General features: G+C 40.6%; 33 protein-coding genes. 20 read left to right on the top strand and 13 right to left on the bottom strand.

All coding sequences use genetic code 11. From position 1 onward, the window contains the following. The first annotated feature begins 80 nt into the window (after positions 1-80). Positions 81-560, top strand: a complete 480-nt coding sequence (locus B0184_RS08335; RefSeq protein ID WP_078177670.1) for a hypothetical protein — start codon at positions 81-83, stop codon at positions 558-560. Here B0184_RS08335 and B0184_RS08330 read toward each other — a convergent pair. The 10 genes from B0184_RS08330 to B0184_RS08285 form a co-directional block, all read right to left on the bottom strand. Continuing rightward, the gene (locus tag B0184_RS08330) at positions 538-744 is read right to left on the bottom strand and encodes a hypothetical protein (protein WP_078177669.1); all 207 of its coding nucleotides are present in this window, start codon (positions 742-744) and stop codon (positions 538-540) included. The genes B0184_RS08335 and B0184_RS08330 overlap by 23 nt on opposite strands. A 133-nt stretch (positions 745-877) precedes the next feature. Then, entirely contained in the window at positions 878-1,336 is a 459-nt protein-coding gene (locus tag B0184_RS08325; protein WP_005708332.1) for an antiterminator Q family protein, read from the bottom strand. Beyond that, positions 1,326-1,910 (bottom strand): recombination protein NinG, encoded by a 585-nt coding sequence (locus B0184_RS08320; protein WP_005708328.1) that lies wholly within the window; start codon positions 1,908-1,910, stop codon positions 1,326-1,328. The genes B0184_RS08325 and B0184_RS08320 overlap by 11 nt, the downstream gene beginning before the upstream one ends. Positions 1,911-2,004: 94 nt before the next feature. Further along, a complete protein-coding gene (locus tag B0184_RS08315) occupies positions 2,005-2,631 on the bottom strand; it encodes a DUF1367 family protein (protein ID WP_005708334.1) in 627 nt (208 codons plus the stop codon). Positions 2,632-2,763: 132 nt separating this feature from the next. After that, positions 2,764-3,024, bottom strand: coding sequence for a hypothetical protein (locus tag B0184_RS08310; RefSeq protein ID WP_005708331.1), 261 nt, complete (start codon positions 3,022-3,024; stop codon positions 2,764-2,766). Between the two features lie 7 nt (positions 3,025-3,031). Continuing rightward, positions 3,032-3,340, bottom strand: coding sequence for a hypothetical protein (locus B0184_RS08305; RefSeq protein WP_005708326.1), 309 nt, complete (start codon positions 3,338-3,340; stop codon positions 3,032-3,034). Then, entirely contained in the window at positions 3,333-3,890 is a 558-nt protein-coding gene (locus B0184_RS08300) for a DNA N-6-adenine-methyltransferase (RefSeq protein WP_005708329.1), read from the bottom strand. The genes B0184_RS08305 and B0184_RS08300 overlap by 8 nt, the downstream gene beginning before the upstream one ends. Beyond that, entirely contained in the window at positions 3,887-4,729 is an 843-nt protein-coding gene (locus B0184_RS08295; RefSeq protein ID WP_078177668.1) for an ATP-binding protein, read from the bottom strand. The genes B0184_RS08300 and B0184_RS08295 overlap by 4 nt, the downstream gene beginning before the upstream one ends. Continuing rightward, positions 4,726-5,505: a helix-turn-helix domain-containing protein gene (locus tag B0184_RS10760; RefSeq protein WP_078177667.1), complete on the bottom strand. Its 780-nt coding sequence runs from the start codon at positions 5,503-5,505 to the stop codon at positions 4,726-4,728. Before B0184_RS10760 ends, B0184_RS08295 begins: the two co-directional genes overlap by 4 nt. Then, positions 5,502-6,254 carry a Rha family transcriptional regulator gene (locus tag B0184_RS08285; protein ID WP_078177666.1) on the bottom strand — a complete coding sequence of 251 codons (753 nt, stop codon included), beginning with the start codon at positions 6,252-6,254 and terminating at the stop codon, positions 5,502-5,504. Before B0184_RS08285 ends, B0184_RS10760 begins: the two co-directional genes overlap by 4 nt. 114 nt (positions 6,255-6,368) lie before the next feature. Between B0184_RS08285 and B0184_RS08280 the strand changes: the two genes are divergently transcribed. Next, on the top strand, positions 6,369-6,776 hold the full coding sequence (locus B0184_RS08280) for a hypothetical protein (protein ID WP_005709153.1): 408 nt from the start codon (positions 6,369-6,371) through the stop codon (positions 6,774-6,776). A gap of 57 nt (positions 6,777-6,833) precedes the next feature. Here B0184_RS08280 and B0184_RS08275 read toward each other — a convergent pair whose 3' ends face one another. Further along, a complete protein-coding gene (locus tag B0184_RS08275) occupies positions 6,834-7,037 on the bottom strand; it encodes a transcriptional regulator (protein WP_005709157.1) in 204 nt (67 codons plus the stop codon). Positions 7,038-7,165: 128 nt separating this feature from the next. On the opposite strand from B0184_RS08275, the gene B0184_RS08270 reads away from it, so the two are divergent. From B0184_RS08270 to B0184_RS08255, 4 genes are all read left to right on the top strand, one after another. Beyond that, on the top strand, positions 7,166-7,834 hold the full coding sequence (locus tag B0184_RS08270) for a S24 family peptidase (RefSeq protein ID WP_005709149.1): 669 nt from the start codon (positions 7,166-7,168) through the stop codon (positions 7,832-7,834). Positions 7,835-7,972: 138 nt separating this feature from the next. Next, positions 7,973-8,920 carry a hypothetical protein gene (locus B0184_RS08265; RefSeq protein ID WP_005709148.1) on the top strand — a complete coding sequence of 316 codons (948 nt, stop codon included), beginning with the start codon at positions 7,973-7,975 and terminating at the stop codon, positions 8,918-8,920. A gap of 1 nt (position 8,921) precedes the next feature. Beyond that, positions 8,922-9,269 carry an STAS-like domain-containing protein gene (locus B0184_RS08260; protein WP_005709155.1) on the top strand — a complete coding sequence of 116 codons (348 nt, stop codon included), beginning with the start codon at positions 8,922-8,924 and terminating at the stop codon, positions 9,267-9,269. After that, a complete protein-coding gene (locus tag B0184_RS08255; protein ID WP_039851489.1) occupies positions 9,256-9,747 on the top strand; it encodes a hypothetical protein in 492 nt (163 codons plus the stop codon). Before B0184_RS08260 ends, B0184_RS08255 begins: the two co-directional genes overlap by 14 nt. A gap of 34 nt (positions 9,748-9,781) precedes the next feature. On the opposite strand, the gene B0184_RS10595 is transcribed toward B0184_RS08255, so the two are convergent. Beyond that, positions 9,782-9,931 (bottom strand): hypothetical protein, encoded by a 150-nt coding sequence (locus tag B0184_RS10595; protein WP_167366794.1) that lies wholly within the window; start codon positions 9,929-9,931, stop codon positions 9,782-9,784. 738 nt (positions 9,932-10,669) lie between these two features. Between B0184_RS10595 and B0184_RS08250 the strand changes: the two genes are divergently transcribed. Both B0184_RS08250 and B0184_RS08245 read left to right on the top strand, forming a co-directional pair. Further along, positions 10,670-11,239 (top strand): TerD family protein, encoded by a 570-nt coding sequence (locus B0184_RS08250; protein ID WP_005709147.1) that lies wholly within the window; start codon positions 10,670-10,672, stop codon positions 11,237-11,239. A gap of 90 nt (positions 11,240-11,329) precedes the next feature. Next, positions 11,330-11,524: a hypothetical protein gene (locus B0184_RS08245; protein WP_005709151.1), complete on the top strand. Its 195-nt coding sequence runs from the start codon at positions 11,330-11,332 to the stop codon at positions 11,522-11,524. Between the two features lie 23 nt (positions 11,525-11,547). Here the strand turns inward: B0184_RS08245 and B0184_RS08240 are convergent, their stop codons facing one another. Continuing rightward, entirely contained in the window at positions 11,548-11,871 is a 324-nt protein-coding gene (locus B0184_RS08240) for a hypothetical protein (protein ID WP_005709152.1), read from the bottom strand. Between the two features lie 385 nt (positions 11,872-12,256). Here B0184_RS08240 and B0184_RS08235 point away from each other — a divergent pair, with 385 nt between their 5' ends. The 12 genes from B0184_RS08235 to B0184_RS08185 all read left to right on the top strand — a co-directional run bounded on the left by B0184_RS08235 (position 12,257) and on the right by B0184_RS08185 (position 18,763). Next, positions 12,257-13,117 (top strand): phage antirepressor N-terminal domain-containing protein, encoded by an 861-nt coding sequence (locus B0184_RS08235; RefSeq protein ID WP_078177664.1) that lies wholly within the window; start codon positions 12,257-12,259, stop codon positions 13,115-13,117. Between the two features lie 113 nt (positions 13,118-13,230). Continuing rightward, positions 13,231-13,377, top strand: coding sequence for a hypothetical protein (locus B0184_RS10590; RefSeq protein WP_005705718.1), 147 nt, complete (start codon positions 13,231-13,233; stop codon positions 13,375-13,377). 276 nt (positions 13,378-13,653) lie between these two features. Further along, positions 13,654-13,845: a hypothetical protein gene (locus tag B0184_RS08230; RefSeq protein ID WP_005707899.1), complete on the top strand. Its 192-nt coding sequence runs from the start codon at positions 13,654-13,656 to the stop codon at positions 13,843-13,845. Between the two features lie 27 nt (positions 13,846-13,872). Then, the gene (locus B0184_RS08225; protein WP_005707890.1) at positions 13,873-14,433 is read left to right on the top strand and encodes a hypothetical protein; all 561 of its coding nucleotides are present in this window, start codon (positions 13,873-13,875) and stop codon (positions 14,431-14,433) included. Between the two features lie 99 nt (positions 14,434-14,532). Continuing rightward, entirely contained in the window at positions 14,533-15,291 is a 759-nt protein-coding gene (gene bet / locus B0184_RS08220; protein WP_005707897.1) for a phage recombination protein Bet, read from the top strand. Next, complete coding sequence (locus B0184_RS08215; RefSeq protein ID WP_005707898.1) at positions 15,292-15,906, top strand: lambda exonuclease family protein; 615 nt, start codon at positions 15,292-15,294, stop codon at positions 15,904-15,906. Between the two features lie 49 nt (positions 15,907-15,955). Then, positions 15,956-16,756, top strand: coding sequence for a hypothetical protein (locus tag B0184_RS08210; RefSeq protein WP_005707893.1), 801 nt, complete (start codon positions 15,956-15,958; stop codon positions 16,754-16,756). Beyond that, positions 16,746-17,036 carry a hypothetical protein gene (locus B0184_RS08205; protein ID WP_005707896.1) on the top strand — a complete coding sequence of 97 codons (291 nt, stop codon included), beginning with the start codon at positions 16,746-16,748 and terminating at the stop codon, positions 17,034-17,036. Before B0184_RS08210 ends, B0184_RS08205 begins: the two co-directional genes overlap by 11 nt. After that, on the top strand, positions 17,033-17,467 hold the full coding sequence (locus tag B0184_RS08200; protein ID WP_005707888.1) for a hypothetical protein: 435 nt from the start codon (positions 17,033-17,035) through the stop codon (positions 17,465-17,467). The genes B0184_RS08205 and B0184_RS08200 overlap by 4 nt, the downstream gene beginning before the upstream one ends. Further along, positions 17,464-17,925 (top strand): putative bacteriophage Lambda NinG protein, encoded by a 462-nt coding sequence (locus B0184_RS08195; protein ID WP_005707895.1) that lies wholly within the window; start codon positions 17,464-17,466, stop codon positions 17,923-17,925. The genes B0184_RS08200 and B0184_RS08195 overlap by 4 nt, the downstream gene beginning before the upstream one ends. Further along, positions 17,925-18,536: an N-6 DNA methylase gene (locus B0184_RS08190; RefSeq protein WP_005707891.1), complete on the top strand. Its 612-nt coding sequence runs from the start codon at positions 17,925-17,927 to the stop codon at positions 18,534-18,536. The genes B0184_RS08195 and B0184_RS08190 overlap by 1 nt, the downstream gene beginning before the upstream one ends. A 29-nt stretch (positions 18,537-18,565) precedes the next feature. Next, positions 18,566-18,763 (top strand): hypothetical protein, encoded by a 198-nt coding sequence (locus tag B0184_RS08185; RefSeq protein WP_005707887.1) that lies wholly within the window; start codon positions 18,566-18,568, stop codon positions 18,761-18,763. The last annotated feature ends 753 nt before the right edge of the window (positions 18,764-19,516 follow it).

The raw sequence follows: 19,516 nt of genomic DNA, 5'->3' as shown, positions 1-19,516 counted from the left end.
TAAAAAAGCCCACCTGTTACAGTGGGCGTTAAGTTCTGTTAAGATCTAGGTTACCACACCAAACTTAACAGAGGTTTAAAATGAATAAAACAAGAATATCTCGTCAGCAAATTCTAAATAACATTCCTGAACAATATCGACATTATTTCAACATCGTTATTTTAGACATCACCCAAGACATATATCCTCTTTTCAAAAACTTTACTGATGCCGTTAATATCTTATGCAAGCACGCACAAATTAACAAAAAGGTTGATATATTCTTCACACCATCAAAGAGTAACGGTATCGTTTCCTCAGATTACTTAACTCTCCAATATCAAATCCACCCAGAAGCAGTCCACATTTACTATAACGGCTGCATATTTTACGATCTCGCCAAAGCCAATTTATACCCTCGTGAAATACAAATTGCGACTTTCCTAGAAGAATTGGTACATACTTATATGAATATCAGCGATGAGACCTTAGTTAAAAAGGTGGTGGCGTGGATGTATGAGGGCATTAATTACAATGAAAATGCTGAACAGTATGAACCTATTTATTCCAAGGATAAGTAATCGCGTCTAATGGGATTTTCAAACCATTTACTGACAGTCTCTCAGCTTGAATAACACCAGAGCAAATAGAATTGTTAGCTAAAAATGCATATTTGTTTTTCAAACATTCATAAAGTGCCTTGAGCAAATACTCTGGCACTTCCTCACCATCAATCTTAATCGTATCACCTAATGTAATGTTCATATTCCACCAATAAAAAAGCCCCGACTGGAAAACCAATCAGGACTGTAAAATTCATTCGGTGAACATCACTTATACGATGACCACCATTGCAGATATAATAGGTTATTTAGGTAGGAAAAGCAAGTACTATTTTTCAAGAATATGCAAATTTACGTAACTTAGGGGAATTTTTATGATTTTTAATAGCAAGATCGAGAAATTTAGCGACAACCCACTCTGAAGCTTTAATACTTTCTCTCACTCTTAATTTCCAAGTGGCAAATTTTATTGAGGGGTCTTTCGCGTGCTGATACTTCGCAATCGCATACACAGAACGACCAAACACATATTTTGCTTCCAGATATTTATAATCCTGCGGACAAGGCTTCTTAATGCAATAGCCCACCACCGAACTAATTACCATACCCAGCTCATCGTTGCACTGCTCACGCACAGGCTCTTTAACCTGATTTGGATCGACCGACAGCATCAATCTCGCAATCATATTTGTACGGCACTCAAAATCTAAACCACTATAAACCCACGCCCCCCACTCACTCAACCGAGCTTCAATCCACGCCTGCTTATGCTCATCAAGTAATTTATCCGCCATGTTTCAACTCCTTACACTTCGCCTTATACACCTTGATTAAATCCTTGATTTCTTCAACAGACAACTTCAGCGGTGGGTGGTCTTGCCGCTCTAAAAATTCCACCCGTTCCAGCCCGATTTTCTCAATCAGCCCTAACCGATATTCCAAAATGTTACCGCTCAAATGATTATTGCAAGCAGAGCATTGCTTGTGGACGTTATCCTCATTAAACCGCAATTCAGGGCAAGCCCCCACGCTGCGATAATGCCCTGCGTGATATTGCCCTTTGTGATAGCGACCACATGAAATACACGGCAAATCTTTATCCCGTAGCCGAATAAACTCATTAAACGCCTTTTGAGCTTCCTTCAGCCAATCGGGACGGCTTTTTAGTTTCTCTTTCCGCTCACGCATACGACGGCTAGCTTCCAAGCGGTCAGCTTTTTCTAGTTTTTTGCGTTTTTCTTCTGCTTTCCGCTTACCCATCGCCATTGCACACTTTACGGAGCAAACCTGCTGTGTGGAGCGGAATTTTGTATAGTATTCGCCACATTCTTTGCATTTATGCTGTTTGGGTGGTTTATTTCTTACCACTTAACACCTCCAACGCATAAGCAAAAAGAAGCGTACTCACGCCAGCACCAATAAAAATCAAACACATACCTAAACCAATCCAGAAAAAATCCATCTAAAACCCCATCAACTGACTAATTTTATTCTCCAACGCCCATTCGTCTTGGTAGACGTTGCAAAGCGTTTCATTCCAAATCACACCAAATACGCCTTTGTAAATCTCGTTGAATTTTTCCTGCGGACAATTATCAAACGAAATCGACCAACGCTCTTTCAGCGTACCACCATCTGCACTCGGCTTGATGTCGTAAAAGCCCGCTTGCTTCATAACGTGGTTTAAATATGCCTCAAGCGTTTTCATCCCCTCGTAATCGAGTTTTTCACGGCGATGCTTGGTAATACGTTCCGCCAAACTATCCAGAAAATCCCGTAACCAGGTTCTAAGCGTATCGGTGGGCATAATTTTACTTACGCCCTTATACACCTCATCGCAAATCCACACCTCCATATCCGACATTACTTGAAATTTCGGCTGCCAATATTCAAAGCCCGTGTCTAGCAGAGCAAAGAACTTTTTGTGGTGCTGATAGTTGCGGTTATTGCCCATCGGCATAATCTTTACCGCACAGCCAACCGGTAAATTTTTCAACAAATTGCGGTCGTATTCCGTTTCAGCTACCACTGCACCGTTAGGATATTTCACCGCAAGGATTTCAGTTTTGTGTTTAACTTTGCTTGCCATTTACCCAAACTCCCACAACGACTTTTCGCATCTCTCTTTCCGTTTCGATAAGTGCATTTCAATTTCTTTAAGAATCTAAGCATACACCCCACTCTGCAAACACTACACCGTCTTCACATTTCACCGCGTGGATCACCGTTTTCGTTTAGTTTTGGCTTCCACGTTCCACGCCTCTACTACTTGTTTTCGCAAGGTCTTTTCCATCTTCGAATAATTAGGAAAGGGATTAAAATGCAATCCAAAATCACGCATAACGCTCTTCAATTGCCATTCCAGAGAAAAAATAAAGAGTGAAACGGACGCTAAAAAACTCACAGCCAGTAATACAAACCATAGTGGGAGGAAAATCATCATTCCAACCACGTATTTCCAAACCGCTTTAAACTTTTTCATAGCCACCTCAATGTGAAAACTCACAACTAAAATAATTCGCCTGTTGCCCATCAAATGGACAATCTGCTAAATGACTTACCGCAAATTGCTTTCCGAAAATCGATTTTGCAATCTTGCTACTTTGTTCCAAATCAGCCTTACCCTCGATTGAAATCGACACCGTCAGATTAGAACCCAGCCAACTGCAAACAAAACTTTCATACTGCTTGCCATTTCGGTAGGCATAGACCATAACCCCTCCTGATTTTGGGTGAATGACCACACCCGCTTTCTGTAATAATTGCTTTACTAGCTCAATGTTGCTGTTATTACTCATAACCACCTACCTTCTTCACAAAATCCAGACTTACCGACCGCTGCACAAAATCTTCCATTGTTGGATCGAACACCACAATCATCTGTCCTTTACTGTTTCCCTTGATTTCCTTGCCCGTAACAGGGTTAATAAACGCTATGCGACCACCCACAAGATCAATCACCTCATTTGCCACACCGTGAACGCATTGCTGATACCACTGCGTAGATTTGTCGTTGTTAAGTAACATCACCACTAAATGCCCTGCATCACGCAAGCGTTTTGCCTGCTGCAGAAATGGCGTAACATCGGAGTAAGGGGGATTGACGAAAATGCTATGTGAGCCGCTCCCCCAATCACTTAAAAACTCTGGCAAACCATCGGCTAGAAAATCCGTTGCAACGTTCAAATAATCCCGATCTTCGCCAGATTTCGTACCAATCCAATGCCCGAATTTTTTATTTTGCAAAGTAGCACAGCCGTCCATACTGCAATGCCAACGTTTACCCACCCACTGGGTTAAGTATTGAGGCGTTTCCCACGTATCGCGGTCAAATTGTTGCTCGGTCATCTTCTGTAACTCTCCCAATCAAACGCAATCATCGCACCGCCACCTTCTCGCATACGGTCAACAATTCGCTCGCCCACATACGCCCCCAGTTCTTGTTGTGATAGGTTGCTGATTAAAATCGTCGGTTTCATCGCTTCGTAACGCTCGTTAATAATTTCAAACAAAATGATTTTTTCCGCTTCGCTCCCAAACTGCACCCCAATTTCATCAATTACCAGCAAATTAGGAGCAATGTAGGTTCGCATCACTTGCTCTTCGCTCTCTTCTGCGTTTTTGTTCCACGAGGATTTCACTTTACGGGCAATGCGTAACGCCGTGGTAAGCAAGGCTTCGTCTTGGTATTGCTCGATTACGTGATTGATAATCGCACAAGCTAAATGGTTCTTACCCGTACCAGGTTTACCGCACAAAATCAGCCCACCACCTTTCGCCTTACGCTCTAGCCACTTGTTCGCATAGGCTTGGCAGAATCGTTTTGCTTTAGCATTCGCCTCCGTCTGCTCGTAGTTCTCAAAGCTCGCTTGCTCAAAACGTTTTGGCACGCCAGAGTGATATTTCAAATCAGCAATCAAGCCCATTTGCATCCGTGCTTTCCGCTCCGCTTCACGCTGTTTTAACCGAGCAATCTCGCCTTGCAGGCATTGCGGGCAGTCGGTTCTGGTCGTCCGTTCAATCACATCAAAACGGCGTACCCATTGGCGATAATTACCGTGATGCTCACAGCTTGCCACCGATTCCGATGTCACACAGCCATCTAACGGCTTGAAACCTTGCAATGCTGCTTGCAAATGGCTCTCAAGGTTTTTGAGTTCCTCTTGGAATTTTTCTTCAGGGTTCATACCAAGTCCTTAGCCCAATCAGGCGTGTCTGTCGTGCCATAATCTCGCTCTGCAAAGCCAACGTGGGCGTTTGGCTTGGTAGAAGCGGTCGAGTTTTGTGGCGATGTTGCAACTGTTGGGTATTCGTCCAACCAACGCGAGTTGTTCAGATACGTGGTAGGGTGCAGCTTGTCAAAGCCATACTGGTGCAATGCTAACCGCTTGCGAATATCGTCAATCAGCATCTGCGTAAAGTCCTCCAACGTGGTCGGATATTCAGCGTGATAGCTCTCGTAGGCAGATTTAAAGCTCTTCAAGGATTTTTGCTTGTTCACCTTCGTCATCCCTGCTTGCCAAAATTGTTCGAAGTGCACCTCGAAATTTTGCACCGTTCGCACAATATTATTTTGGTTAATTGACTGGTTAATAGAGTGATTGGTTATGGGTGAAATATTTTCACTAGGGGGTAGTGAACCATTTTCACTAGGGGGTGAAATTCGTTCACTAGGGGGTGAAATATTTTCACTACCCTTTTCAAGGTGCAAAATGTACAAATTCGAACTTGAACCGTCCTGATTTTTGCGTGATTTTTTCTCCACCAATCCCATTTTGATAAGTGCATCGATGTGTGAAATCACAGAACGACGACTTACCTCGCAATGATCTGCAATATGCTGATAACTTGGAAAGCATTCGCCTTTATCATTCGCATTGTCCGCTAATTTCAGCAACACCAATTTACGAGTAGGATTGCCCACTTTTAATTTCATTGCCTGAGCGGTTAATAACATACTCATAGCCCCACCGCCTTATCTTGTGTAAATTCACCGTTCCAATTGGATTTCATTGTTAATTTCTGTTGCGTGTACCACTTATAAATTTTGGCTGCCCCTTTTTGCAGCAACACAGGGCGATAAGTGAAAAACGGCTCTTTGCCGTGTGGTGAAATAGGCACAGGCTCTTCCGTCATATAGCGATCACGTGCGTAAGAAGTCACCCGCCAATCGTTATTGCCATCTTTGTAAAGCCATTTCACCTGCTGTAAATGATCGTTAATTTTCTGAGAATTCACGCCATTTAAACCTTTCGCAAATTGCGGTGCAGTGATGCCATTGCGGAAATAACTTTCCATTGAGGTAATCTGTGTTGATTGCTTCTGGTTCTCGAGCAACAACGCCTGTTTTTGCTCTTCCAAATCTGCTGCCAAACGCAAGGCTTCCGCAAAAGTCTGCGGTAATTGCACCGCTTGTTTTGCTTCTAACTCTTGCCAGCGGTCGATAATGCGTTTACGTAGTTTCACGTTGTAACCAGCGATAAGTGTGAGGGTTAAGTCTTTTGGCAAATTGAAACAGCGATAAGACCGTCCTCGGCTGTCAATGTAATCTGCACAAAATTGTGCAGATTGAATTTCAAGCTCTGAAAGCATATTGTCGATGTCTCTTAATACGCTACGATGTTCTTTCTCGCACAACTTCGCAATCTCACGACTACTCATCGTTAAGCTTGCATTTTTTTCTGTAATCGATAATAATTCTGTCGTTTTCATAAACGATTCATTCCTGTATAGAACCCGTGTTACTGCACGGGTTTTTTATTGCTCTTTATTCCCGTTTTGATTAGAATTTCTAACTGTTCTATTCTCAAAATCGAGTTCATTATTATGGATATCTCTGTTATCTACACTTCTGTTAAAACCACACTGGATATTCTCTCTGGTATGGAAACTAACAGCGTTTTGGCTGAGCGGATTGCTCTCTTGAAGGATCAGCTCGAAATACTCAGATATAGCTACGAAACGACCCAAAAAGAATTGACCGAATGCAAAGCAAAGTGCACCGAACTTGAGCAAGAAATAGCGAGTTATCGCGCAGCGGAACAATTTGTCTTTGAACACGGTGCGGCGTTTAAAAAATCCCAGACTGGCTACATCAAAGCGGTTTATTGCCCCAACTGTCTTATCGTTGCTAGTGGAAGCTTTAAAACCTTCCCTTTTCAATGTGCGAATTGCAAATGGCGAAGTATGTTTACACTCTCGGAATTTGAACGCATTTTTGAAACATTGCCGTAATATCATATTAGCTATACCTTCTTTCGAACTCCGTTGCTACGGTGGTTTTTTATTTGCCTATTTTTCCCAAACATCTGGACGCAAATCGTGTTTTCTCACTTTTCCGCCAGTTTCCTTTTCAATTTTCTTGGCTAATTCCAAAGGGCATTTTGAGTAACCTGTTTCAACCTGCCTCAAGAAAGACGGTGATGTGCCAATTTTTCTGGCAAATTCAGTCTTAAATCCTCTAGGTTTCTTGTTTAAAAATTTTGCTAAATTCATTTGAGTTTGGTTTAGTTTAAAATAAATAACGTTAGTTTAGACTAAATCAAAAATTTAGTAAATATTTTTCTTTCTTCTTTAGCAGTTACTAAATAAAATAAACAAAAATCTTCAATGGAGAGAATAAAATGGACAAGTCAGAAATTCGTTTGAAAAACCTAGAGAAATGGTTTGAAGGTCAATCTATCCCGAAAAAAGATAGAAGTTTTATTTCACAGTTAAGAAAAGGTGCAACCTTTGGCGAAAGAGCCGCAAGACGTATTGAGCAAGATTATGGTATGCCATCTTTTTATCTTGATTCAGATCCTGAACTAGAAGCTTTGATTATTTCGTCTATCAGCACGACACCAAGCGATGCTCACCGTTTTAAAATTGAGCTGTTAGATGTACAAGCTAAAGCCGGTGTTGGTGGCATTATCAATAATGAGTATCCAGATGTTATTCAAGCTATTTATTTTTCATTAGACGGTTTATTAGAAATTGTTGGTAGAAAAACAGATGATGGACTGTTTATGATTAATATCCCAACCGATAGTATGAGCCCAACCATTGATAAAGGCGATGTGGTATTCGTTGATACCAACGTGAGAAATTATTACGGGGAAGGAATTTATATCTTTGCGATTGATAATGAAGTTTACATTAAACGCCTTCAAAAAATTCCTGGCGGAACTTATCGAGCATTATCGGATAATAAAAACTATGACCCATTTGATATTACCGAAGATGTATTTAACAAAGCTATTGTAATAGGGAAATTTGTTCGAGTTCTTCCAATTGATCCAAGAGATTTATAACATCCGCATTATTGGCGTAGCGGTGGAGCATAGGAGTTATTTGTAATATCTAATCTATCGTAGAAAGAGATAATTTTTGATGAAGGCGGGGATTTTTTAGGAGTCGCTTGAATTGTAGTAATTGAATGGAATATCAATATGGCTCAGCAAATTAGATTGATTGCACCTGAAATATTCACTATCGGTGGTACCTCCGTAGATAGAGAAAAAACCATTACATTCCTTAACGAGGTGGACTTATATTTTAGGCAAAGAAAAAGAATAATACTTGACTTATCTAGAATTAAGGAGGCGTATGCTGAAAGCACTCTTCTTCTATTTTCTGCCGTACATAGTGTAAGGTGTAGAAGTAAACGTCATAATGCAATCTCAATTATTTACCCTGAAGAAAATAGCAATCCTGATGGTTATGCTAGGATTATCCTCTCAGGATTAAAAAAAGCTTTAGAAGCAAAAAATGAAAATGAGATACTTCAGCTCGTCATTGACGGTAATTATTATCAATCAGGCTGTAAAGAGACCATTGAAACCCTTCAAATAAACACTAGCCAAATGATCTTTCAGATAGATGGTATATCTGCGGAACAAAAAATTGTGTTATTAACGGCAATAAGCGAAGCTCTATTAAACATTCAACATCATGCATACATTGGCAATGATTATTTGCAAAGAGTTCTTAGAAGAAATCGTTGGTGGCAATGTTGTTGGTATAGTCCATCTGCTCATAGAATGGTTTTCTTGATTTATGATGCAGGTGTCGGAGCCTTAAACTCCTATTACCCAGATAGCGATGACAATGCCCCACAAGAAAAAATTAACAAAATGAAAGAGCTGATGTCTAAAGGATATTCTAGATTTAATCATAATGGTATAGGAAAACGCGGGAAAGGTTCCGAGGATTTGAAGAATGTGATACAAAATTTCGTTGAGGAAGAGCGACTAACCATTTATACTGATGAGGTGATCTATTCTTATCAATATAGTCAAGGTGATGAGAAAAAGAATTGTATTGCAACTTCTCCTCAATGCAAAATAAAAGGAACACTTATCGTGTGGTCATTAATTTTACCAGAAAAAGGCAATTAATATGATTGAAAAAATTAGGGTTGCAGACTTCTCTCCCGTGCCATTTGGCAGATATCCAACTGACGGCAACTTCAGTGGACAACGGTTTAGACGAGAAAGACTAAAAAATGCATTTCAAAATAGCGAAAATGAAAAAATCCAGGTCGATTTTAATGGTATTGTTCCCGTAGGTTCGTCTTTCCTTGATGAAAGCTTTGGCGGTCTAATTCGCGATGAAGGTATGTCATTTAAAGATGTCTGGGAGCGTTTAGAAATAATTAGTGATTTCCCTATTTATGAGATTCAAATTAAAAATATCTTACAAGATGCTGAAGAAGAGCTAAAGGTAAATAATAGTGAACTGGAATGATATTATTAATGCTTCGAATAGTATCGCTCTTTGCGCAATGTTATACACCATAGTTGGCGTAAGACAATCTAGGCTATTTGCTAAAAGAGCTGAGGACAAAGTTTTGGTTGATTCTTTATTGCAAATTCTCAGCGAAATGGAAAATCTCTCCTCTCATTTCTTCTTATCTGACAGAAGAGAAAGAGCTGATACTCACTATTATAGCACTTGCTTTCTTACTAAATTAAATATTGCCATTCATATTACAAAAATTTTGCACGAAAAACGTAATATATTGCAGGAGAATATTTACGAACACTTTTCCAAATTTCACTGGTACGCAACAGTGGATATTGAGAGTATAAATGCTAAAACTTCGGAGCAGAACGCAGGACAGTATAAAAATATCAACCAAGCCTATTTAAAGTGTATAGTTGATATTTATAATGCCTTTGAAGAGAAATATTCAAAGAACTCTTTTTTAGGTAAGTTTTCCTAACCTAAACCGCCACGATGGCGGTTTTATTTTGCTACTACTCCTCAATCTCTATATCCTGATGCGCTATTGCTATCAACTCCCCGTAGCCGTCCTCAAGTGCTTGTGATAGCAACAGTAGTATAGCTCTATCCTTTCCAATCAAATTGCTTAATTCAAGTAAAACATCATCTATTGAAACTTTCATAAGTCCTCCTTTCCCTTACATATTAACCAATCCCGATTTTTTGTCTAAAACTCCTTCCAAAATTTTCGAGCTAGATCACAAAAAAACTTTTCATAGCTCAAAAAACAATCAATCAAACACCCCTCGCAAAAATTTTTCTGCTTTAAAATCAACTATTTACTAAATTACTTTAAGTTTTTGTTTAATTTTAACTAAATAATCTATTTACTTTTTATTTAGTTTTAACTAAACTAAGCCCATCAAAACAAAACAGCCTGATAACAAAAATCAGGCGTTATCTAAAACAGCTTTAACGGAGAGCCAAACCCTTAGCCATCAATGCGGAAACATCCGCAACGACCGCCAAGCGTTGAAGCAAACGGAAGATGAAAGCTGTTTTAAATAATCAACTTAATGCTCTTTAACAATTTAAATCAAACACACCGCTTGCCCGAATGCAGGGTGCGAGTTAGTCAAAGCGTGGAAGCCCATAAAGACCCACCGCTCAAGAAGATGTGTATCACAAATCAAGTGGTGTGTTAGCTGAAAACGGGGTGTGGATAGTGAGCCACAAGGGAGTAAGCGATAACACCGCCCTTGGCTGCAGGGCACGAAATAATGTAGCCACCATTTAAAACAGCATACGTAAGCCGAGTTTTACTCTTGGATTTCCTCGATGTGTGCTGTTTTAAATGGTAAACATTGACAGCTGGAAAGACAGCGTTTGATTAACTTAATAAATGCCAGAAGGAGTAATTTATGGCTTTAGTATTAACCAAAGGTGAAACCTTAGATTTAACCAAAACAGACAACTCTTTAACTAAATTACGCGTTGGTTTAGGTTGGGATACTGCAGACACAGGTGCAGCGTTTGATTTAGATGCTCACGCATTTTTATTAAATGCCGACGGTAAAACACGTTCAGATAAAGATGTGGTTTATTTCGGGAAAAAATCTGCAGAAAACGGTGCAGCGCGTACATTAGGCGATGACCGCACGGGTGAAGGCGAGGGCGATGATGAAACCATTTTAATCGACTTAACCGCACTACCTGCAGAAATTCAAAAAGTAGCGATTGCAGTTGATATTTACGAAGGTAAACAACGTAATCAAAACTTCTCAAAAGTACAAAACGAATTCGTTCGCTTAGTCAATGATGTAACAGGTGAAGAAATTGCACGCTTTGAACCGCAAGACGAAGGTAACGGCAGCCACACTGCCATCATCTTTGGCGAAGTGTATCGCAACGAAAATGGCTGGTCATTCAAAGCGATTGGCGAGACATTGGAAGGCAATTTAAGCACTCTAATCGCTAAATTCGGTGCATAACCTTATGCCCTTTGCCCTTGTGAAAGCAAGGGCATTTAAAAGCATTCTTTGTAGTAAGAGTGCTTTTAAATGGTAAACAAGGAGCAACTTATGATAGGTTACGAAGATTACAACGCATTAGGCTTACCGCCTGAATATGACGAGCAAGACCGCATTGAGCGAATGGAAAATAAAGTGCTTAAAAAGCTGAAATCATCAGGTTTAAGCATCTTAGCCGACAAGCTGGTTGGTACAGAAGTATGGCATAACACCATTGATGCGATGATTGAAAAGGAAAGCAAATGAGCCTAAAGCAATGTATTATTTTTCTACTCGCGGTTAATCTCAACCCGCTCGGATTGTGGATCAACGTTTCTACGTTTGGAAAATTTTTCGAGCAAAAGAGCTGCAACATCCAACAAGATGAGGAACATTTGCCAAAAGCTAGTTGCGGCAACCAAGTAGAAAAGGTAAACCAGAGCATAATCAGGTAAAGCAGGTAGTGGTCTTGCCATTAGCTCAATCTGAATATGAACAGGAATAAGCAACCAACAAAGAATAAACGACAAAAACCACGTTGTAATACGCATAATCACCTCATCAAAATGAGATTTGAGGATGGAAAAGATGGGATTAATTAACGCTTCCCACATAATAAATTCCTGTAATTGTTGAAGTAAGACGCAACAATTATATTCCTTGCTGAAGTAAGACACAACAAGGCGAGTTTTGCGGTTCTCGTTAAAAAAACCGTTTGACAACACCGCTCACATCGGATTATGATTACCGCACTACAAACTCATAGCGGTATCCCGCACCCGAAAGCATAGCGGTTTTTTTATGCCTAAAATTTAAATCTACAGATCTGTAGATTTAGAAAATCTAAAGTTGCAAATCTGCGACTTTCAGAGATCGGGTCGAGAGAGCCTAATAAAATACCGAAAGGAAATAAGCTCCGCTGTCTATGAGCAGTAGTTGAAGCCCGATCAACCCTACTAAGGTTGGTCGAATAAAGAACTAACTCATAGGGGCATAAAAATGTCAAATCAAATCTCCACTCAAACCATTTCATTCAACAATCAGTCTTTAGTTACATTCGAGCAAGGCGGTGTCCATTACACTGCAATGAAACCGATTTGCGACAATATCGGCTTAGAATGGGGATCACAATATAATCGAATTAAACGTGATGATGTCTTAAATTCAGTTATCTTCATTATGAAGATGACTGGAAATGATGGAAAAGATTATCAAATGATCTGCCTACCCATCGAATACTTAAACGGCTGGTTATTCGGCATCGACGTAAACCGTTGCAAACCCGAAATTCGTAAAACCTTAATCAAATACAAAAAAGAGTGCTACCAAGCATTGCACGACTACTGGTTTAAAGGAAAAGCCGAACGCACGATTAACCCAGAACAACAGCAAGCAATCCAAGAGGCAGTCGTGAAAGCTCATCACCGCACAGGAATGAGTTACGCAGAAATCTATCGCCAACTTAAAAGTCTGTTTAAAGTGGGCAAATACGACCAACTCAAACCCTCACAATTTGAAAATGCCATCAGCTTTCTAGCCACACTCGGCAACAGCTACGCCCCGATTGACCGAATGGATAATCTGGAGCTAACCGAGCAAGAGTGGCTCGACTGGCAGAACTTCTACTACGCCGTAACAAGGTTCTCCGAAAGCGTAGAAACCCTAATGCACGCATTACGCCCATTCCGTAGTCATCAGCAAAACAGCGTAGAATTTAACTTGGACGTGGTTCAGCGATATATTCGCACCACCAACCCAGCCGTCAGAAAAATTAACGACCGTATCAACCGCACCAATCGCCGACCGCTTGCAATCGGACACTACAACGAATCTGCAACCTCAGTCGCAGTATTTAAATAATCCTTAATAACTGAATACTCCCACCGCCTCACACTCCACCTTTCCTGTGGGGCGGTTTTTTGCACCCTAAATTTAAGCTTTTGATGAAATTTCCACCGAAAGAGGAAAGAAAAATGAACGCACAACAAGCCCTTAAAAAATACCAAATCGCCTTGAAGTTAGCCCAAAGAAACTACCAAAGCAACCCCACCTACGCCCGCAGACTCGAAATCTACGAGCTAGAAGAATTAGTTAAACACGCCCAGAAATGGGTGCATTGAGGAGAGAAAAATGCAAACCTTGCTTAAAGTCCTGATAGGTATTTTCTTCGCCCTGCTTTTTTGTGCAGTATTAAGTCTTGGAGGTTGCCTCGACAGCCAACCTGACTCCGCTATTCCCAAAAATATCCCCACTTGCCATTTGTGTGAATTTAGGAGCCCCGCATGATTGACGCCACCTGTGAAATCACCCATCGAGACAGAGGGCTTTGGTACGCACGAGTTCGATACAACCGCATCATTATGTACCGCTCCAAGTTCATAAGCAAAGAAGCCGCAATGGCACGTCTTGCCCGTGAAATCGAAAAACGAAACGCCCTCGACGGCTTTCGTTTCAAGCAACCACTTGAAATGCCGCAATCCAGAAAAACGCATATAACAGGCGTGATTGCCAAATTACCACCACCCCAAAAATGGGATAACACTTGTTATTCGATCAATCCGATAACAGGTGAACGCAAACCATTGTAAGAATTTAACCCACCGCAAGGAAATCCAATGAATAAAGTCAGAGTATTAAAGTTAGCTGAAAACCATTATAAAGGCGAGCTTATTATCAGCCACGTTGTAGTAGCAAAAACAATTACCTTTGCCAATAAGGTGAATTGCATTCGCTCCTTGAATCGAAAAATAGAAGATTACAACTTACAAAATAATACCCGTATTCCTCTTCTCAAAACCACCGAGACTGAAATCCAATTTGAGCTTAACAACAAAGGAAAAGTAGCCAAAACCAACCCACTTACTGAGACCAGAACTCAAAAATCGAATGTAGAAGTGGAACATCAACCAGAAACCACTGTGATTAAATTTAATGATGGCTACCCACCTGAGAATACCAAAATGATAAGTGAAAACGATACGCCAAAAGCGAAACCAACTGTTATAAAACGCAAACCATTTACCCCTTACGGTTTAAATGGCTACCTCGTCGATAAAAACGGTAACGTTCGCTTAATGCTAGATCGAAGAGCGAACGCCAACACTATCGTACTTGAGCCTGAAATGTTCTCAGCCCTTGCCGATATGGTCAAGAAAACCCAATCGCAAAATCTGTAACGAATTTAACCGCTTGCCTTCCTTTAAACTAACTAGCTTGATGGAATTACAAAATTGAAACGGGCAAGCGGTTAATCCAATTATTAAAAGGAAAAGAAAATGACCACAGCTTTAAATACCTTAACCCAAAAACTCGCTGAACGCTTTGAAATGGGCAGCAGTGAAAACCTACCTCAAACGCTAATGGCAACCGCCTTCAAAGGGCAAAACGTAACACCTGATCAAATGGTGGCTTTACTGGTGGTAGCAAACCAATATGAATTGAATCCTTGGACAAATGAAATCTACGCCTTTCCGAATAAAGAGGGGATTATCCCCATTGTAGGCGTAGATGGTTGGTATGCGATCATCAACAAACACCCACAGTTTGATGGCATTGAGTTTGAACAAGATGCAGAAAGCTGCACTTGTCGTATTTACCGTAAAGACAGGCAACGTCCGACCGTCGTCACAGAATACCTAGATGAATGCAAGCGTGAAACCGACCCTTGGCGAAAATATCCTAAACGAATGTTACGCCATAAGGCGGCGATTCAGTGTGCCCGTGTTGCCTTTAGCTTGTCAGGTATTTACGAGCCTGACGAAGCAGAACGCATCCAAGAGAGCGACAAAACCTCACAAAATATCACACCTGAAAAATCGGCAACCACAGGCAATCCGACTCACCCAGAGTTTGAGGCGTTAGTGTTTACGCTTGAAGAGGAAGCGAAAAAAGGCACGAGCCATTTAGAAACCTATTGGAAAACCACGCTGACCAAAGAGCAGCGTCAAATCGTGGGGGTGAATGAAATTACCCGAATTAAGGAAAAAGCAAAACAATATGACAATATCCAAGAAGCGGAATATGAGGAGGCGTAGATGGCAGTTTTACAAGGCACGCCAGAATGGTTCGAACAACGTCGTGGCAAAGTCACCGCCTCGAGAATTGCCGACTTAATGGCAAAAACCAAAAGCGGCTATTCCACCAGCCGACAAAATTACCTGATGCAATTATTGTGTGAACGCTTAACGGGCAAGGTTGAAGAGGGTTATAAATCTACTGCCATGCAACGCGGCAACGACCTAGAAGCCGAAGCTCGCAACTGGTATCAATTAGAAACAGGCGAAAGCGTGGAAGAAGTGAGCTTTATCGACCACCCCGAAATCAACTTTGCAGGAGCAAGCCCTGATGGATTAGTGGGAGCGGAGGGCTTAATCGAAATCAAATGCCCAAACACTGCCACCCATATTGAAACACTCCGCAAAAAAGAGCCAATCGACCGCTATTACAAACAAATGCAATGGCAAATGGCTGTAACTGGACGAAAATGGTGCGATTTTGTCAGCTTTGATAATCGCCTACCCGATAACCTCGCTTATTTCTGTAAACGTATTCCCCGTGATGAGGCGGTAATTCAAGAAATTGAGCAAGAGGTACAAGCCTTTTTACTTGAGCTAGATGTGACGATGGCTGAGTTGAGTGTGATGAATTAACCCTAAGCCATCGTTTTTACGGTGGCTTTTTGTCTAAAAGGAAATGAAAATGGCTAAATCTGCAAAACCACGCAAACGAACGCCTAGCACACAAGCGAAATCCAAGCCGAACAAGTTGGATGCAGCGGTTAGAGGTTCGTTTTCACTCAATATTTTAAGACTGGCTGAATACTCCACGATGAACGTGTTAAACGGCAATATCATCAAAGATAAAGTTCACGCCAGACGTTATTTCAAAACCCTTGAAGTCCCGCAAAAATGGGGTATTACTTATGGTGTGCTTTACCGCATCAATGGCGAATGGGGCATCACGCACAACTTTGTGCGATTTAAAGACAAATGTCGCTTTGAACATCTCGACCAAGAACTGGATTACTATTTAGGCGAGGCAGTGGACGAAATCGACTATAAAGACATCCTCTCGCCTTACTACATTGCCTCACCCGAAGGGCGTGATTTCACGATGGAGCAGCTCTACGACATTATCGATATTAAAAACCCCTTCAAGCGGTTGTTTTCCATCCACGAATTGGAAATCGAACGCCAAAAAGGCTGTGAAGAGTTGAAAATGCAAAGCATCTTGCCGTATTTAACCCAAACCGATAAATCCTTTCCTGCACTACTAAAATCTTACGGCTTAACCTCGTTTTATGATATCCGAATGAAAGATCGAGACGGCTTACTTGCCCTCAAAGGCATCAGCCAAAAACGGTTCGACCATATCCAAAACGCCTTTGAGAAAGCCGTGTTAGAAAAGCCAGACGAATTCGCTCACTTCATCAAGTTTATTCAAATGAAAGCCGACTTCGACCGAGCTAACCAATTTATGGAGAAATACTGTGTTACTTAACCCCTTCTACCTGCGTAAAAAGCTTTACGACTACATCAGCAAATACACCAAACAGGCACGTGTGATCGTGCATCTCAAAGGCAACCTTGCCAAATTACATCACGAAAACAACCGCTTGTTGCGAGAAAATCATCAGCTTAAACAAATGGCAAAAGCCAAAGATGCCCGCATTACTGAGCTAAATGAGCTGTTTATTAAGCAAGTCGATTTAGCCAAAACCATTGAATTTAATTGTCTGCCTAGAAAGGAAAGACGGGAGATATTGAGGGGGAAAAAATGAACTTAGCAAACCCATTCTTAGAAAATATTTCCCCTGCTGGATTACTTGCTAATCAATCGATAAAAAAACGCCAAGCTAAACAACTTGAATTTCAACAAAAACAGAAAGAACGTCTCGATGCCATTATACACCGAATGGAAATGCGTTCCCCCTCCAAAACTAAAACAATCAAACCGCTACCAAGAAGGAGTATTAAACCCGTGTTAAAACAACTCCCTAATGTGATCGACAAAACACTCGATTACCTCGAACAGAACCGCCGTACGGCATACACCGCTCGCAATCAAACCGTACTTGATATTTGTGATGCAGCGATTAACGCGATCGCAATTATGCGAACTGATGCAGACAGATTAGATAAAGCCCAAGATTTAAAAATGTTTGGAGCATTTGAAGATATTCGCCAAAAAATTGATGAGGTAGCCCTATGAATTTAGAAGTACTTTACCAAGAAAACCTTGAACTTCGTGCAAAGTTAAAGCTGCTTACCGACAAGCCACTCGAAAGAAAAAAAATCGTTCACACTAAAGCAGATTTAATTTTCTCAGATTATATCCGAAAACGAGCCAATTATTGCTGCGAACGTTGCGGCAAACACTACCCACCCAAAACAAATGGTCTGCAATGCTCACACAACTTTTCACGCCGTTACTACAATATTCGTTACCATCCTGATAATGCCATTGCATTATGCCATTATTGCCATATGTGGTATGGCAATGAACCAATTGAGAGTGGAAAATGGATTGTAGAGAAGATTGGAGAGGAAAAGGCAAATGAGCTTATTCGCCTTAAAAATCTGCCTAATAGCCAAAGCCATCCTACAGAAGAAGAATATGAAAAAATTATCGCAACCTACTTACAGCTTTGTATTTTGGAAAGTTTGTGATGAAAGAGCTACTCAAACTTATCCAACAACTTGGACGCAAGCACGACAACCTCCGTGTCTTTCAAGACTTCGTGGAAATTTGTGCTTGCAGTATCAGCCGACCTTTTATCAATCGGGAAGACCGCTATTTTGCCATCTATTCCCGCTACACCGATGAAGAGATGCAACAATTCTACCAAATGGGGCAAATCTTACTCCATGAGTCAGAAAAAGCACCGCAAGATATTCTCGGACAATGCTATATGCAGTTAGAACTTGCCAACAAACAACGTGGGCAATGTTTCACCCCGCTCAGTATCGGTAACCTGATGGCAAGCATTTTATTCCGCCAAGAAATCGAACAGCAAGGTTACTACACCTTAAACGAACCTACCTGTGGAAGCGGTGCACTTATCATCGCTTTTTGCGAAACGATGCGACAACAAGGCTTTAACCCACAAACTCAATTGCGTGTAATTGCACAAGATATTGACTTAAAAAGCGTGCAAATGTGCTTTGTCCAGCTTTCCCTACTGGGCATTCCCGCAGAAATTCAACACGCTAACCCCCTCACGGGTGAAGTAATGGATTGTTACTTCACCCCGTTTTATTACTTACAACAGGACGGCTGAGATTTAAGCCGTCCAGATAGGAGAACCAAATGATATTTAATTTTAAAGACGCTAAAGAACCTGTTTTTACAGAAGATCCATACTATGATTTGTTTCTCGGTGGTTATATTAAACCTGGAGAATTTCTCTCTGATAAAAAACAAGCGGAACAGGTTGAGCAAGCAATAGATGTAGTGAAAGCCTTTCTAAAACAAGCAGAATCTGTTGGCGTGATTGAAATTTGTTAACAAGGAATACCTATGCAAAAACTAATTCAACAAACCGAACAATGGGCAGAAGAACGTAACCTCATTAAAGGCTCAACGCCTCAAAAGGAAAGCAAATGAAACGCAACTGGGATTTAATCCGCAAAATATTGCTCAAACTTGAAGTGTGGCATAACGCCATTGATGCGATGATTGAGGCGAAGCGATAAAAAAAGGGCTTAAGCCCCTTTTATTTGACAACTGCACTTCATAATATAACTTTCAAAGAGAACCAAAATGCAAACAATATTTATCTCATTTATCACTTCGTTAATTGTTTCCTGTATCGTTCATTATTTTTTTATGACCCAAATAGAAAAATGGTTCGACGCTTTCTTTAATGAAGAATCAAAAGTTTTTGAAAAATACGCAAAAGAGATTACAGAAATTGTGAAGAAAAACTTATAAACAGACCTTGCAAAAATTCTTGCCAATAAAGCTGCTGCATAATCATTTCCTCAAGCCACGTTAATGCGTGGCTTTATTTTTACTCAAGCAAAAGGAACTGAAAGCTTGTAAGTTAGCTTGTAAGTTAGCTTATAGTTTACTTGTAAGTTTTTGATGAAAATTGACCGCTTGTTGAATACAAGCGGTTAGATGTAATAGGAAATAACTTACTGTATTCATTGAAATAATAGATTATGATTTTATATTGATTATTTCTTAAACCTTTATAACTCCCACTAAGGAAATAAAATGAAATCAGTAAAAACAGAATTGAAAAATCTAAAAAAG

The sequence above is a fragment of the Haemophilus paraphrohaemolyticus genome (assembly GCF_002015045.1).
GTDB lineage: Bacteria > Pseudomonadota > Gammaproteobacteria > Enterobacterales > Pasteurellaceae > Haemophilus_A > Haemophilus_A paraphrohaemolyticus.
The sequence above is the reverse complement of the archived record's forward strand: the minus strand, read 5'-3'. Positions and strand labels throughout refer to the sequence as shown.